10 protein-coding genes are annotated in these 15345 nt (G+C 68.0%); 7 read left to right on the top strand and 3 right to left on the bottom strand.

All coding sequences use genetic code 11. The features are described 5' to 3' along the window. Positions 1–250 precede the first annotated feature (250 nt). The gene (locus tag LCI23_RS01765) at positions 251–718 is read right to left on the bottom strand and encodes a DUF1854 domain-containing protein (RefSeq protein ID WP_224942970.1); all 468 of its coding nucleotides are present in this window, start codon (positions 716–718) and stop codon (positions 251–253) included. Positions 719–732: 14 nt separating this feature from the next. Then, a complete protein-coding gene (locus LCI23_RS01770) occupies positions 733–3009 on the bottom strand; it encodes an ABC transporter ATP-binding protein (RefSeq protein WP_224942972.1) in 2277 nt (758 codons plus the stop codon). Between the two features lie 334 nt (positions 3010–3343). On the opposite strand from LCI23_RS01770, the gene cphA (LCI23_RS01775) reads away from it, so the two are divergent. The 5 genes from cphA (LCI23_RS01775) to LCI23_RS01795 all read left to right on the top strand — a co-directional run bounded on the left by cphA (LCI23_RS01775) (position 3344) and on the right by LCI23_RS01795 (position 12814). Next, on the top strand, positions 3344–5521 hold the full coding sequence (cphA, locus tag LCI23_RS01775; RefSeq protein ID WP_224942974.1) for a cyanophycin synthetase: 2178 nt from the start codon (positions 3344–3346) through the stop codon (positions 5519–5521). Positions 5522–5534: 13 nt separating this feature from the next. Then, positions 5535–8105, top strand: a complete 2571-nt coding sequence (gene cphA, locus LCI23_RS01780) for a cyanophycin synthetase (RefSeq protein ID WP_224942976.1) — start codon at positions 5535–5537, stop codon at positions 8103–8105. Continuing rightward, a complete protein-coding gene (locus tag LCI23_RS01785; protein WP_224942979.1) occupies positions 8105–8974 on the top strand; it encodes a MaoC/PaaZ C-terminal domain-containing protein in 870 nt (289 codons plus the stop codon). Before cphA (LCI23_RS01780) ends, LCI23_RS01785 begins: the two co-directional genes overlap by 1 nt. Positions 8975–9137: 163 nt before the next feature. Then, positions 9138–11813, top strand: coding sequence for a DNA mismatch repair protein MutS (gene mutS / locus LCI23_RS01790; protein WP_224942981.1), 2676 nt, complete (start codon positions 9138–9140; stop codon positions 11811–11813). After that, a complete protein-coding gene (locus tag LCI23_RS01795; protein WP_224942984.1) occupies positions 11813–12814 on the top strand; it encodes a hypothetical protein in 1002 nt (333 codons plus the stop codon). Before mutS ends, LCI23_RS01795 begins: the two co-directional genes overlap by 1 nt. 72 nt (positions 12815–12886) lie before the next feature. On the opposite strand, the gene LCI23_RS01800 is transcribed toward LCI23_RS01795, so the two are convergent. After that, entirely contained in the window at positions 12887–13423 is a 537-nt protein-coding gene (locus LCI23_RS01800) for a peptidylprolyl isomerase (protein WP_224942987.1), read from the bottom strand. A gap of 96 nt (positions 13424–13519) precedes the next feature. Here LCI23_RS01800 and LCI23_RS01805 point away from each other — a divergent pair, with 96 nt between their 5' ends. After that, positions 13520–14641, top strand: a complete 1122-nt coding sequence (locus LCI23_RS01805) for a cupin domain-containing protein (RefSeq protein WP_224942990.1) — start codon at positions 13520–13522, stop codon at positions 14639–14641. A gap of 30 nt (positions 14642–14671) precedes the next feature. Beyond that, positions 14672–15151 carry a hypothetical protein gene (locus LCI23_RS01810; protein WP_224942993.1) on the top strand — a complete coding sequence of 160 codons (480 nt, stop codon included), beginning with the start codon at positions 14672–14674 and terminating at the stop codon, positions 15149–15151. The last annotated feature ends 194 nt before the right edge of the window (positions 15152–15345 follow it).

Consider the following 15345-nt stretch of genomic DNA (forward strand, 5'->3'; position numbering starts at 1 on the left):
CCGGTATGTTGGCGCGCGTACACTCCGCGTCAACTTCCTGTCAAAGGCTGGTTCACGGAATGAGAGGACCGGCGATCCCACCCAGAGCCAGCTCCAGCGGAACAGGTCGCCGCCGACGATCTTGAATGCGTCGACTGAAACAGGCGCCGGTCCCCTTGCAGATGGTCGCGTACATGGCCAGCATGGTACCGGGCTTCATTCGAGAAAAACGGTAGCGCGAGCGGACGAGCAAGCGGGTTCGACAGGCCGATTACAGGAAGCGGTCCAGGATCCTGCGGCTATTCTTATCGATGCGGAACATGTCGCGCACCAGGAAGTTGATGCCGTGGTTGTCCGCGACCAGCAGCGAGGTCTCGCCGACGCGGCGGATGTCCTCGTCCACCTTCAGCACGAACTCGGTGTCGCCGCGATCGGTCTGCACGTACCAGGTGCAGGGCGTGGCGAAGCTCGAGACGTCCTTGATGCGCAGGATCTCGGGAATGAACTCGCGGCCCGCGATCTCTTCCTGCACCAGCCGGCGCACGGCCTCGGGCGCCGCGTCCAGGTCGTCGATCCAGGCCACTTCCTTGCCGCCCTCGCGCACCAGCGAGATGCCGCGCGTCGGCGCCTGGATCGGAAAGGCGCGCACCGGTATCACGCCGACGTGCTCCTCACCCTCGGCGGTGGTAAGCACCAGCTTGCCGAATGCATCGCGGCGCAGTTGAAAAGTCGTACCCATCAGTCTTCCCGCATTTATTCGTTATCGTCCGGATCCTGGTCCACGTTGCGCGCCTGCGCTTCGTAGAGGCGGTGGTAGGCGCCCTCGCGCGCCATCAGCGCGTCGTGGCTGCCCTCTTCCACCACCACGCCGCGGTCGAGCACCACCAGGCGGTCGGCCCGGTGCAGCGTGGACAGGCGGTGCGCGATGGCGATGGTGGTGCGGCCCTGCACCAGGTTGTCGAGCGCCTTCTGGATTTCCTTTTCCGTTTCCGAATCCACCGAGGACGTCGCTTCGTCGAGGATCAGGATCGGCGGGTCGATCAGCAGCGCGCGCGCGATCGAGATGCGCTGGCGCTCGCCGCCCGACAGGCCCTGGCCGCGTTCTCCCACCATCGAGTCGTAGCCCTGCGGCAGGCGCAGGATGAACTCGTGGGCGTGGGCCGCGCGCGCCGCCGCGATGATTTCTTCGCGGGAGGCCCCTGGCTTGCCGTAGGCGATGTTCTCGGCAATCGTACCGAAGAACAGGAAGGGCTCCTGCAGCACCAGGCCGATATGGCGGCGGTAGTCCGCCACCGCGAACGAGCGGATGTCGGTGCCGTCGAGCAGGATCGCGCCTTCGGCCACGTCGTAGAAGCGGCAGATCAGGTTGACCAGCGTGCTCTTGCCCGAACCCGAATGGCCGACCAGGCCGACCATCTCGCCCGCTTTGATGTTGAGCGAGATGCCACGGTTGACCGCGCGGTTGCCGTAGCGGAAACCGACTTCGCGCAGCGCGATGTCGCCGCGTACCTTGTCCACCTTGACCGGGTTGACCGGGTCCGGCACGCTCGAGACGTGGTCGAGGATGTCGAAGATGCGCTTGGCCGCCGAGGCCGATTTTTGCGTCACCGAGACGATGCGGCTCATCGAATCGAGCTTCACGTAGAAGCGGCCGCTGTAGGCGATGAAGGCGGTCAACGTGCCGACCGTGATCTCGCCGCGCGAGACCTGCCAGATGCCGAAGATCCAGATCACCAGCAGCCCCATTTCGGTCAGCAGGGAGACGGTCGGCGAGAACAGCGACCAGACCTTGTTCAATTTGTCGTTGACGGCCAGGTTGTGCCTGTTCGCTTCGCGGAAGCGCGCCGCTTCGCGCTTTTCCTGGGCAAAGGCTTTGACCACCCGGATGCCCGGGATGGTGTCGGCCAGCACGTTGGTCACCTCGCCCCACACGCGGTCGATCTTCTCGAAACCGGTGCGCAGCCGGTCGCGCACCACGTGGATCATCCAGGCGATGAAGGGCAGCGGCACCAGGGTCACCAGCGCCAGCCAGGGATTCATGCTGAACAGGATCACGCCCGTCATGATGATCAGGAGGACGTCCGACAGGAAGTCGAGCAGGTGCAGCGACAGGAACACGCTGATCCGGTCGGAGCCGCTGCCGATGCGCGACATCAGGTCGCCGGTGCGCTTGCCGCCGAAGTATTCCAGCGACAGGCGCAGCAGGTGTTCATAGGTGGTCGATCGCAGGTCGGCGCTGATGCGCTCGGAGGCCAGCGCCAGCACGTAGGTCTTGCCCCAGCCCAGCGCCCAGGCCAGCAGCGCCGCGCCGAACAGGCCGCCCATGTATAAATAGACAAGCGAGCCGTCGATGGTCTGGCCGTTCTGGTACGGGATCAGGACATTGTCCATCAGCGGCTTGGTCAGATACGGGGGAATCATGTGCGCCCCGGTCGACCCCACCATCAGCAGGAAGCCCAGCAGCAGCTGGCCCTTGTAGGGCCGGGCGAAGCGCCACAGGCGCAGCAGCGTCCAGGTCGAGGGCGGGGTGTGCAGCACCTTGGCGCACACCGCGCATTCGGCGTCGTCGGCCTCGAGCGGCGCCTTGCAGCTCGGGCAGGCATGGCCTTCCGGCAGGGTCACGGGCACGCCCGTCACCGCGCTCTTGAGCTGCTCGCCGAAATGGTCCACCACCCGGATCGCGTTCAGGTTCTGGCCCAGGGTGAAGCGCCAGGCGGCCAGCAGGCCCTCGGTATCGACCAGCTCCAGGTGGCCGACGCCGGCATGGTCGTGGTGGCGCAGCGCCAGGCCGGGACGGTAGGTCCAGTCGCGCCAGGCATCCTCGCCGGGGCCACGGGCCAGCAGGCGGCGCTCGGTCACGACCACCAGGCCCTTCCTGAAATGTAATTTCGCATCGAGGTCAACCTCGACGCTGGTCAAAACGTTTTCCCCAGGTGCAAGCTGTTTCGCAACGTCATTTTGCCAGTGTTCAGGCAATACAGCGCTGGCCACCGCCAGGGACGACGGGATAGCAAGTTGTTGAGTTGTCATGTAGTGCGCCCGACATCAGGCATGGGTTCTGGTGGAGTGAGCAGCATGCGGCAAACGCGCGCCAGACATGTGCTACATCGGCAGCGTTGCACGGGAGTGCCGGAATGTCCGTTTGCGTGAAACGCTCCACAAACAGGCATAACGTTTCTGCCTATCCTTTGGATGACAGGAATATCCCTAACTGGCAGAAAAGGTTTCGGCCCGGTAAGCTGCGGGCCGGCAAGTATACAGGATGTGCGCAACGGACCGGCGGCAAGCTTCCGTCGTGACAGGCAGGCAACCACAGGCAAGATCGGCGGCACGCACAGCGCGCAGCCAGCAAAGGCACTATTTCATGAACAAGAAGAACGACATCCAGTTCCTCCGCGTGACCCACCTGCGCGGCCCGAACATCTGGACCTACCGCCCGGTGATCGAGGCCTGGCTCGATATCGGCGAACTCGAAGACTATCCCTCGAATACCCTGCCCGGCTTCACCGAGCGCCTGGTCGCCTGGCTGCCGGGGCTGGTGGCGCACCACTGCGGCGTCGGCCGCCACGGCGGCTTCGTCGAGCGCCTGCAGGACGGCACCTGGGCCGGCCACATCCTGGAACACATCGTCCTCGAGCTGCAGAACCTGGCCGGCATGCAGACCGGCTTCGGCAAGACCCGCTCCACGGCCCAGCGCGGCGTGTACAAGATGGCCTTCCGCACCCGCGACGAGACCGTCGGCCGCGCCGCCCTGGAAGCGGGCCACGCGCTGATGATGGCCGCCATCAACGATACCCCCTTCGACCTGGACGCCGCCGTGCGCGGGCTGGCCGAACTGGTGGACCGCTGGTGCCTGGGCCCGTCCACCGCCCACATCGTCGATGCCGCCACCGAGCGCCGCATTCCCTCGATCCGCCTCACCGAGGGCAACCTGGTGCAGCTCGGCCACGGCGCCGCCCAGCGCCGCATCTGGACCGCCGAGACCGACCGCACCAGCGCCATCGGCGAAGGAATCGCCAGCGACAAGGACCTGACCAAGACCCTGCTCGCCTCCTGCGGCGTGCCGGTGCCGGAAGGCGCGCTGGTGCGCAGCGCCGACGCCGCCTGGGAAGAAGCGCAGGACATCGGCCTGCCGGTCGTGCTCAAGCCGGTCGACGGCAACCACGGGCGCGGCGTGACCCTGAACCTGGTGAGCGAGGCGGACGTGCGGGCCGCCTACGCGATCGCCGCGCAGGCCGGCGACAGCAGCGCCGTGCTGGTCGAGCGCTTCATCACCGGCAACGAACACCGCCTGCTGGTGGTGGGCCGCGAAGTGGTGGCCGCCGCCCGCGGCGAATCGCTGTGGGTCACGGGCGACGGCCAGTCCACCGTGCAGGCCCTGTGCGACAGCCAGATCAACACCGACCCGCGCCGCGGCGAGAACGAGGAACACCCGCTCGGCCGCGTCAATCCGCACGACAGCGAGATCCTGCTCGACCTGCAGCGCCAGGGCATGCGGCCGGACTCCATCCCCCAGGCCGGGCAGAAGGTGCTGATCCAGGTGAACGGCAACGTCGCCGACGACGTCACCGACCTGGTCCACCCGGAGGTCGCCCGGGCGGCAGCCCTGGCGGCGCGCATCGTCGGCCTGGACGTGGCCGGGATCGACCTGGTCTGCGAGGACATCGGCCGCCCGCTGGAAGAACAGCGCGGCGCGATCATCGAGGTCAATTCCAGCCCGGGCCTGCTGGCCCATATCAAGCCGGCCAGCGGCCAGCCGCGCAAGGTCGGCAAGGCCATCGTCGAACACCTGTTCGCCGATGGCGAAACCGGGCGCATCCCGGTGGTGGGCGTCACCGGCACCCTCGGCACCAGCCTGATCGCGCGCCTGGTGGGCTGCCTGGTGCACATCACCGGCAAGCACGTCGGCGTGGCCAATGGCGAAGGCCTGTACCTGGATGCGCGCCAGGTCAGCAACCGCGATGCGACCGGCTTCGCGGCCGGCCAGCGCCTCCTGATCAACCGCATCGTGCAGACCGCCGTGTTCGAATCGAACGCGCGCTCGATCCTGGCCGAAGGCCTGCCCTACGACCGCTGCCTGGTCGGCGTCGTCACCGACATGGAAGGCCTGCCGGAGCTGGCCGGCTTCCACATCCACGACGACGACGCCATGCGCAACGTGATCCGCAGCCAGGTCGACGTGATCCTGCCCGAAGGCACGGCCGTGCTGAACGCCGCCAACGAGGCGGTGGCGGCGCTGGCCGAACTGTCCGACGGACGCGTGATCTTCTATGCGCTCGACGAGAACAACGAGGTGCTGGCCAATCACCGCGCCCAGGGCGAGCGCGCGGTGTTCGTGCGCGACGGGCGCATCGTGCTGGCCGAAGGCTTCGATACCGAGGAAGCGCTGCTGGAACTGGCGAAGATCCCGCCGGCCACGGTGAAGCATCCGGACAGCGTGCTGGCTGCCGTGGCGGCGGCATGGGCGCTGGGCGTGCCGGCGGACCTGATCTGCGGCGGCCTGCGCGCCTTCGATGCCACCCCGAAGAAGACGACTCATTAAGGATTGAAGATTCATGGAAGTATCTCGCGTACGGGCCCTGCGCGGCCCCAACCTCTGGAGCCACCATACCTCGGTGGAAGCGATCGTCGCCTGCACGCCTGACGAAGAGTCGATCGGGCAGCTGGCCGGCTTCGAGACGCGCCTGCGCGCGCGCTTCCCGCAAGTGGGCGAACTGCAGCCCTACGGCCATGAAGACACCGTCTCGCTGGCCCAGGTGCTCGAGCGCGTGGCGCTGGCCCTGCAGGCCGAAGCCGGCTGCCCGGTCACCTTCAGCCGCACCACCGCCACCGTAGAACGCGGCATCTACCAGGTGGTGGTCGAATACAGCGAGGAAGAAGTCGGCCGCCTGGCGCTTGAACTGGCCCGGGAACTGGTGCAGGCCGCGCGGGTGGACGGCGCCTTCGACCTGGCCGGCGCCCTTGCGCGCCTGCGCGAACTGGACGAAGACGTGCGCCTCGGCCCGTCCACCGGCGCCATCGTGCAGGCAGCAAGCGCACGCAACATCCCGTTCCGCCGCCTGACCGATGGCAGCCTGGTGCAGTTCGGCTGGGGCAGCCGCCAGCGCCGCATCCAGGCCGCCGAGATCGACGCCACCGGCGCGATCGCCGAGACCATCGCCCAGGACAAGGAACTGACCAAGAAGCTGCTGGACGCCGCCGGCGTGCCGGTGCCGATGGGACGCAGCGTGAGCGACCCCGAGGACGCCTGGGCCGCCGCGCAGGAAATCGGCCTGCCGGTGGTAATCAAGCCGAAGGACGGCAACCAGGGCAAGGGCGTGACGGTGAATGTCACCACGAAGGAACAGCTGAGTGCGGGCTTCCACGCGGCCTCGGAATTCCGCGACGACATCCTGGTCGAACGCTACCTGCCGGGCCACGACTACCGGGTGCTGGTCATCGGCGACCGGCTGGTGGCCGCCGCGCGCCGCGATCCGCCGCAGGTGACGGGCGACGGCGTGCTGACGGTGCGCGAACTGGTGGAGCAGGTCAACCGCGACCCGCGCCGCGGCGACGGCCACGCCACCTCGCTCACCAAGATCCGCTTCGACGACATCGCCCTGGCCACCCTGGCCAAGCATGGCCTGCATGCCGACTCGGTGCCGGCCAACGGCCAGCGCGTGGTGCTGCGCAATAACGCCAACCTGTCCACCGGCGGCAGCGCCACCGACGTCACCGACGACGTCCACCCGGAAGTGGCGGCGCGCTGCATCGCCGCCGCCCACATGGTCGGCCTGGACATCTGCGGCGTCGACCTGGTGTGCGACAGCGTGCTGAAACCCATCGAGGACCAGAACGGCGGCATCGTCGAGGTCAACGCGGCGCCCGGCCTGCGCATGCACCTGGCGCCCTCGTTCGGCAAGCCGCGCCCGATCGGCGAAGCGATCGTCGACACCCTGTTCGCCAGCGGCGACGACGGCCGCATCCCGGTGGTGGCGGTGACCGGCACCAACGGCAAAACCACCACCGTGCGCCTGATCGCGCACCTGTTGACGGCCTCCGGCCTGCGCACCGGCATGACCAATACCGACGGCGTCTACATCGAGGGCCGCCGCATCGACAGCGGCGACTGCTCGGGCCCGCGCAGCGCGCGCAACGTGCTGCTGCACCCGGACGTGGACGCGGCCGTGTTCGAGACCGCGCGTGGCGGCCTGCTGCGCGAAGGCCTGGCGTTCGACCGCTGCCAGGTGGCGGTGGTGACCAACATCGGCGCCGGCGACCACCTTGGCCTGAACTACATCACCACGCTGGAAGACCTGGCCGTGCTCAAGCGCGTGATCGTGCAGAACGTGGCCGAGGGCGGGATGGCCGTGCTGAACGCGGCCGATCCGGCGGTGGCGGCGATGGCCGACGTCACCCGCGGCGACGTTACCTTCTTCGCGCCGGACGCCGGCCACCCGCTGATGGCGATGCACCGCGCCCAGGGCCGGCGCGTGGTGTTCGTCGAGGATGGCGCGCTGGTCGCCGCCCAGGGCCGTTTCGAGGAACGCGTGGCGCTGTCGGAAGTGCCGGTCACGCGCGGCGGCACGGTTGGCTTCCAGGTGGAGAACGTGATGGCCTCGGTGGCCGCGGCCTGGGCCGTGGGCACCGCCTGGGACAAGATCCGCCTCGGGCTGAAGACCTTCGTCGGCGAGAGCGACAACGCGCCGGGCCGCTTCAATGTGTTCGACTACCGCGGCGCCACCGTCATCGCCGACTACGGCCACAACCCGGATGCGATCGCCGCGCTGGTCAATGCGGTCGAAGGCATGCCGGGCAAGCGCCGCTCGGTGGTGATCAGCGGCGCCGGCGACCGCCGCGACCAGGACATCACCCAGCAGACCGAAATCCTCGGCAAGGCCTTCGATGAGGTGCTGCTGTACCAGGACCAGTGCCAGCGCGGCCGTGCGGACGGTGAAGTCTTGGCGCTGCTGCGCCGTGGCCTGCAGGGCGCCACCCGCACCAGCCACGTGGAGGAGATCAACGGCGAATTCGTCGCGATCGACCGCGCGCTGGCGCGCCTGGCGCCCGGTGACCTGTGCCTGATCCTGATCGACCAGGTGGACGAGGCGCTGGCCCACATCAAGCAGCGCGTGGCCGAGGGCTGATGCCGGCGGTGTCGTATCCGCTTGCGCCGGCGCTGCCGGCCATGGGGCTGTCGCTGCTGCTGCGGGCGCTCTTCAAGCGTGCGCGCCCTGCCCCGCCTTCTTCCGTGCCGGAACTCGTGACCGAGTACCGGCTAGAACGCCTGCCGCTGGCGGACATCGCGCGCTACCGCAGCGCCTTCGGCTTCGCCGACGGACCGGTTCCGCTGACCTGGTGGTACCTGTGCGCGCAGCGCGCGCACCTGGCGACCATGCTCGACCGGCGCTTTCCCTTCCGGATCGCGGGCCTGGTCCACATGGAAAACGTCCTCGACGAGCACGGCGCCGTGGCGCCCGGGCAGCCGCTGCTGCTGCGCACCGTGCTGCGCCTGCCGCCGCCCTCGGCCGGCGGCGCCCTGCGCTGCGTGCTGGAGACCATGGGCAGCGCGGATGGCGCGCCGGTGTTCACCTGCAGCAGCACCTATCTGATCCGGCGCGGGCAGCGCAGCCAGGGCGGCGGCGCGCGGCAGCCCGAGGCCGCCGCCCTGGCTGCGCTGGCCGGCGCCCCGCTGGCGCAATGGACGCTGGATCCGGCGGCGGGCCGGCGCTACGCGCGCCTGTCGGGCGACTGGAATCCGATCCACCTCTACGGCTGGAGCGCGCGCCTGATGGGCATGCGCGCGCCGATCATCCACGGCATGCACACGCTGGCGGCGAGCTGCGCCGCGCTGGAAAACGCGTACGGCCGCCATGCAAGCCGTATCGCCTGCCGCTTCCGCGCCCCGGTCGCGCTGGGAGCCAGCGTGGCCCTGTTTGCCAGCGCAGGCGGCGCCACCTTCATCGTCCACGGCGGCGATCAGCCGGCGGCCAGCGGGACCTGCACCCTGGCTTGACGGAGACGCTGCTGCCGCAGGCGAGCCTGCCTGCGGCATTGCAACAGCGGGACAGCGGATTGTCCGTTTTGCAGCTCTGCCCGATCCGATCGCGGTAGAATGGCAAGCCCTGGCCCCGCACTTGTTTTCCGCACCTGCGCCCGCCGTACCGAATCACGACCACATGAACGCTCCCAACGAAATCAACGCCGCCGCCCTCAAGACCAGTCCGGCGGAAAAAGTCACCCCGATGATGCAGCAATACCTGCGCATCAAGGCCGATTACCCCTCCATGCTGGTGTTCTACCGCATGGGCGATTTCTACGAGCTGTTCCACGACGATGCGGAAAAGGCGGCGCGCCTGCTGGGCATCACCCTGACGGCGCGCGGCACTTCCAATGGCCAGCCGATCAAGATGTGCGGCGTGCCCTTCCATTCGCTGGACGGCTACCTGGCCAAGCTGGTGAAGATTGGCGAGTCCTGCGCCATCTGCGAGCAGATCGGCGACCCGGCGCTGTCCAAGGGCCCGGTCGAGCGCAAGGTGGTGCGCGTGGTCACGCCCGGCACCCTGACCGACAGCGACCTGCTGCCGGAAAAAGCCGAGCGCCCGCTGCTGGCCCTGTGCATGCTCTCGCAGCGCAAGACGGTCACCGTGGGCCTGGCCTGGCTGTCGCTGGCCAGCGGCGTGCTGCGCCTGATGGAGTTCTCCGGCGACGCGCGCGCCGCCGAAGCGCGCCTGGCGCACGAACTCGAACGCATCGCGCCGGCCGAGATCCTGCGCGCCGATGGCGATGCCGACCTGTTCGCATCCGAGCCGGTGGCGCACACCAACCGCGTGCCCGAATGGCATTTCGACGTGCTCAAGGGCCACCAGGCCCTGCTCGAGCAACTGGGCGTGGCCACCCTCACCGGCTTCGGCGCGGACGGCCTGGGCGCCGCATTCGGTGCCGCCGGCGCGCTGCTGCGCTACGCGCAATCGACCCAGGGGCGCGGCCTGCAGCACGTGAAGAGCCTGGCCTGCGAAACGGAGAACGAATACATCGGCCTGGACGCGGCGACCCGCCGCAACCTGGAACTGACCGAGACCATCCGCGGCCAGGAAGCGCCGACCCTGTTCTCGCTGCTGGACGGCTGCCGCACCGCGATGGGTTCGCGCCTGCTGCGCCACTGGCTGCACCATGCGCGCCGCAACCAGGCCCTGGCCCGTTCGCGCCACCAGGCCATCGCCGCGCTGGCGCGCCACGATGCGACCCAGGCCCTGTCGGCGATCCTGTCGAACGTGCCCGACATCGAACGCATCACCACCCGCATCGCGTTGCTGTCGGCGCGCCCGCGCGACCTGTCCTGCCTGCGCGACGGCCTGGCGCAGTTGCCGGCGCTGCGCGAAGGCGTGGCGCGCTGCTTCGCCGCCGGCGACACCTCGCTGCTGGGCGAGATCCATGCGCAGCTGTCGCCGCCCGATGCCTGCCTCGATCTGCTCGGACGCGCCCTGATGGAAGAGCCGAGCGTGATGGTGCGCGACGGCGGCGTGTTCGCGCGCGGCTTCGACGCCGAACTGGACGAACTGCGCGCGCTGTCCGAGAACGCCGGCCAGTTCCTGGTCGACCTGGAAGCGCGCGAGCGCGCCCGCACCGGCATCGCCAACCTGCGCGTCGAGTACAACCGCGTGCACGGCTTCTACATCGAAGTCACCAACGGCCAGGCCGACAAGGTCCCGGACGACTACCGCCGCCGCCAGACCCTGAAGAACTGCGAGCGCTATATCACGCCCGAACTGAAAGCGTTCGAAGACAAGGCGCTGTCGGCCCAGGACCGCGCCCTCGCGCGCGAGAAGATGCTGTACGACGCCCTGCTGGGCGACCTCGCGCCCTTCATCGGCTGCCTGCAGTCGATCGCCGGCGGCCTGGCCCAGCTCGATACCCTGGTGGCGCTCACTAGCCACGCGGTGCGCAACAACTGGTGCGCGCCGCAGCTGGTCGACGAACCCTGCCTGAACATCGTCGAAGGGCGCCACCCGGTGGTGGAAAACCAGATCGAGCGCTTCATCGCCAACGACTGCCGCCTCGCCGACGAGCGCCGCATGCTCCTGATCACCGGCCCGAACATGGGCGGTAAATCGACCTTCATGCGCCAGGTGGCATTGATCACCCTGCTGGCCTACGTGGGCAGCTATGTGCCGGCTTCGGAAGCCTCCATCGGCCCGATCGACCGCATCTATACCCGCATCGGCGCCAGCGACGACCTGGCCAACGGCCGCTCGACCTTCATGGTCGAGATGACCGAGTCGGCCGCCATCCTGAACGGCGCCACCGAGCACTCGCTGGTACTGATGGACGAAGTGGGCCGCGGCACCTCGACCTTCGACGGCCTGGCGCTGGCCTGGGCCATCGCGCGCCACCTGATCGAGACCAGCCGCAGCTTCACCCTGTTCGCCACCCACTATTTCGAGCTGACCCAGCTGCCGGAAGCCCATCCGAGCGCGGCCAACGTGCACCTGTCGGCGGTCGAGCACAAGGACAGCATCGTGTTCCTGCACGCGGTGCAGGATGGTCCGGCATCGCAGAGCTACGGCCTGCAGGTGGCCCAGCTGGCCGGCGTGCCGCCCGCGGTGATCCGCGCCGCGCGCAAGCACCTGGCCCGGCTCGAGTCGCAGGCGCTGGACAGCACGCCCCAGCTCGACCTGTTCGCCGCGCCGTGCGCCGAGGATGCGGACGCGCCGGCCGGCCCCGCCGCTGCCGGCGACGGCGATGGGACTCAGGAAAGCGCATTGAAACACGCACTGGATGCGATCGATCCGGACGCCCTCAGCCCCCGCGAAGCGCTCGAACAGCTCTACGAGCTCAAGCGCCTCGTCGCCTGATGCGGGCGCGCCGTCCGCTCCTGCTTGCCGCCCTGCTCGCCGCGTGCATGGTGGCGGCGCCGGCCTGCGCGCGCGACAAGAAAAAGAAAGCGGCGCCAGCCGATCCGGATGCCCACCGCTTCGCCGTGGTGGGCCGGCGCGCGGCCGAAGGCGGCGAAGCGGCGCTCAAGGCCGTGCTGGACGACACCAGCGACGACGACCTGGCTTTCCTGGTCGTCACCGGCATCAAAGGGGCGCAGGAAGCCTGCGGAGACCGTGTGTACCAGAAGCGGCGCGCCCTGTTCGACAAGGCCAGGCGGCCCGTGATCCTGTCCCTGAGCGGGGACGACTGGACCGGCTGCCGCAACTCGGCCGGGCGCACGAATGCCATCGAGCGCCTGAACCGGCTGCGCGAGCTGTTCTACAGCGAGCCGGAAGCGCTCGGCAGGAACAAGCTGCCCTTGACGCGCCTGTCGAGCAGCCCGCGTTTTCGCAGCTACGCCGAGAACGCCCACTGGCAGGTCGGCAAGGTGCTGTACGCCACCATCAACCTGCCGGCAGCGAACAACCACTACCTGCCGGCGGCCGGGCGCAACAGCGAGTACGAAGACCGCGCCGTCGCCAACCGCTTCTGGCTGAACCGCCTGTTCGCGATCGCCAAGCAGGACAAGGTGGACGCCGTGGTCCTGTTCGCGGAAGGGAACATGCAGCCGCTGCTGCAGCCGGCCAACGGCCTGCGCGCCCTGCTGCAGCGGGCGCCGACGGGACACGACGGCTTCGCCGACACGCGCCGCCAAGTACAGCTGCGCGCCGCCGGCTTCCAGGGGCGGGTGCTGGTGATCGACAGCGGCAAGCTGCCGCTGGATGCGCAGCCGGCCATCAGCTGGCGCGGCAACCTGGGACACCTGTCGGTGGGGACCGAGGCCATCGAGCTGCGCGTGGCCGGCAAGGGCGACAACGTGTTCAGCCTTGGCGCGACGCTGCGCGCGCCGGCTGCCTCGGGCCAGTCGGGCCGGCAATAGAAAAAGCGTGCACGCCCTGGCCGGCACGTGCACGCCTTCATCGATACTCGCCGGCGCGGCAGGCGCCGCGTTTCAGTTCAGCGGCTGGCTGCGGAAGTGGTCGCCCGCTTCGCTGTCGTCCATCTCTTCGTGATGGTGGCCGTGCGCGCCGTGCACGTGGCCGTGGGCGATCTCCTCGGCCGTCGCTTCGCGCACGTCGATCACCGACAGCTCGAAGCGCAGGGCCATGCCGGCCAAGGGGTGGTTGCCGTCCAGGACCACCTTGTCGTCCGCGATGTCGGTGACGGTGAAGATGGTCGGCTCGTCGTCCGCGCCATCGGCCACGCCTTCGAACTGCATGCCCACTTCCAGCGGCTCCGGCAGGCGCTTGCGGTCCTCGACCTTGACCAGCTCCGGATCGTAGTCACCGAAGGCATCTTCCGGCTCGACCTGGATCGTCGACGCGTAGCCGGTTTCCTTGCCGTCGAGTTCCTCTTCGATCTTCGGCAGGGTGTTTTCATAGCCGCCGTGCAGGTACACCATCGGCTGGGCGCCCTCCTCGATCAGGTTGTTCTGGGCGTCCGACAGCTTGTAGTTGACCGACACGACCGTATTCTTGGCAATCTTCATCGCAGATCCTTTCAATGTAAGCTGCGGATTATACCCTCCGCTGGCGGCTGGCCGCTTCCCGGTAGTTCGCCCCGGCCGGGCTGGTTATAATGGCGCATGAAAAAATTACCGCTACTCGGGAATATTACTCCCGCCCAGTTCCTGCGCGATTACTGGCACAAGAAACCGCTGCTCATCCGCCAGGCCATCCCCGGCTTCAAGCCCCTGCTCAGCGTAGCGAAACTGGCCGAACTGGCGCGCCAGAACTACGTCGAATCGCGCCTGGTCACCCTGCGCGACGGCCAGTGGGACATGCAGCACGGCCCGCTCACCGAACTGCCGGCGCGCGGCGAGCGCGAATGGACCATGCTGGTGCAGGGCGTGAACCTGTACGACGAACGCGCCGACGAACTGCTGCGCCAGTTCCGCTTCGTGCCGGACGCGCGCCTGGACGACCTGATGATCAGCGTGGCCGGCGATGGCGGCGGCGTCGGTCCCCATTTCGACTCCTACGACGTGTTCCTGTTGCAGGCGCAGGGCCGGCGGCGCTGGAAGATCAGCGCCCAGCAGGACTTGAGCTTGATCGAGGGCCTGCCGCTCAAGATCCTGGCCAACTTCGAGGCGGAACAGGAATTCGTGCTGGAGCCGGGCGACATGCTCTACCTGCCGCCGCACTACGCCCACGACGGCGTGGCCGAAGGCGAATGCATGACCTATTCGATCGGCTTCCGGTCGCCTTCCTACCAGGAACTGGGAGAAGCCTTCCTGCAGTTCATGGCCGATTCGATCGACCTGCCGGGCCGCTATGCCGACCCGGCGCTGCAGGTGCAGAAGAACCCGGCCGAGATCCCGCGCGAGATGCTGTCCACCATTGCCGAGGAACTCAACAAGGTGCGCTGGGACGAACAGGACGTCGCCATCTTCCTGGGCGAATACCTGTCCGAGCCGAAGCACAATGTGTTCTTCACCGGTCCGGCCAAGCCGCTGACCGTGGGACGCTTCATGGAGACCGCGGCCAGGAAGGGCCTGCGCCTGTCGAGCAAGACGCTGATGCTCTACCGCGGCAAGAACGTCTTCATCAACGGCGAATCCTTCGCCGTCGGCCGCGCCGACAAGGCCGTGCTCGATGTGCTGGCCAATGAGCGCCGCATCGGCGGAGAACTGCTGGGCAGCGCGACCGACGACGTGCTCGAGGCGCTGTATACCTGGTACCAGGACGGCTGGGTCGAACTCGGCTGAACGTTCCGGCTGACAGCGAAGGAGCAGACCATGGGGGCGCCAGCCATCACGCATTTCGATACCCGGGCCGAGTTCGAAGCGCAGTGGCGCGCCTGCCTGGCCACGGCGTGCGAGCGGATCGACCTGTTCGATCCGGACTTCGCCGTGTTTCCGCTGGGCGCGAGCGAGGTCGACGCGGCGCTCAGGACATACTTGAAAGGCGGTGGCAGCCTGCGCCTGGCCATGCACAGTCCGGCCCACATCGAGCGCCATTACCCGCGCTTCCTGCGCCTGCTGCGCGACTACAGCCACGCCATCGCCTGCCGCGCCACACCCAGGACGCTGCACGGCTTGACCGATTCCTTCTGTATCGTCGATGACCGGCACGTCTTGCGCCGCTTTCACAGCGGCCACATGCGGGGCGAGGCGGCCTTCGATATACCGGAAGCGGTCGACCTGCCGGGCCATCGCTTCGAAGCGATCTGGGCAGAATCGCAGGCCGTCCTGCAGTCGGGTACTACCGGGCTGTAGGGACCAAAAACACGCTGCCGGACGACGCATCTCCGCCGCGGTTGCAACTTGTAACAAACTAAAGTTTGTTAAGTCGCAAAATACTTTCAATACAGCACGGGTTCGCTATTGCGATTCAGTAAATTTAGCTATAATATCAGGTCAGGAAGGTTCCGTTGCCTATCTGGCAGTATTGCTTTTATTGAAAGCACGAA

The organism is Massilia sp. MS-15 (assembly GCF_020176695.1).
GTDB classification, from domain to species: domain Bacteria; phylum Pseudomonadota; class Gammaproteobacteria; order Burkholderiales; family Burkholderiaceae_D; genus Telluria; species Telluria hydrophila.

Excerpts from the sequence above, each read along its gene's own strand:
- LCI23_RS01765 (WP_224942970.1), bottom strand. The coding sequence starts at position 718 with ATGGGTACGACTTTTCAACTGCGCCGCGATGCATTCGGCAAGCTGGTG.
- LCI23_RS01770 (WP_224942972.1), bottom strand. The coding sequence starts at position 3,009 with ATGACAACTCAACAACTTGCTATCCCGTCGTCCCTGGCGGTGGCCAGC.
- cphA (WP_224942974.1), top strand. The coding sequence starts at position 3,344 with ATGAACAAGAAGAACGACATCCAGTTCCTCCGCGTGACCCACCTGCGC.
- cphA (WP_224942976.1), top strand. The coding sequence starts at position 5,535 with ATGGAAGTATCTCGCGTACGGGCCCTGCGCGGCCCCAACCTCTGGAGC.
- LCI23_RS01785 (WP_224942979.1), top strand. The coding sequence starts at position 8,105 with ATGCCGGCGGTGTCGTATCCGCTTGCGCCGGCGCTGCCGGCCATGGGG.
- mutS (WP_224942981.1), top strand. The coding sequence starts at position 9,138 with ATGAACGCTCCCAACGAAATCAACGCCGCCGCCCTCAAGACCAGTCCG.
- LCI23_RS01795 (WP_224942984.1), top strand. The coding sequence starts at position 11,813 with ATGCGGGCGCGCCGTCCGCTCCTGCTTGCCGCCCTGCTCGCCGCGTGC.
- LCI23_RS01800 (WP_224942987.1), bottom strand. The coding sequence starts at position 13,423 with ATGAAGATTGCCAAGAATACGGTCGTGTCGGTCAACTACAAGCTGTCG.
- LCI23_RS01805 (WP_224942990.1), top strand. The coding sequence starts at position 13,520 with ATGAAAAAATTACCGCTACTCGGGAATATTACTCCCGCCCAGTTCCTG.
- LCI23_RS01810 (WP_224942993.1), top strand. The coding sequence starts at position 14,672 with ATGGGGGCGCCAGCCATCACGCATTTCGATACCCGGGCCGAGTTCGAA.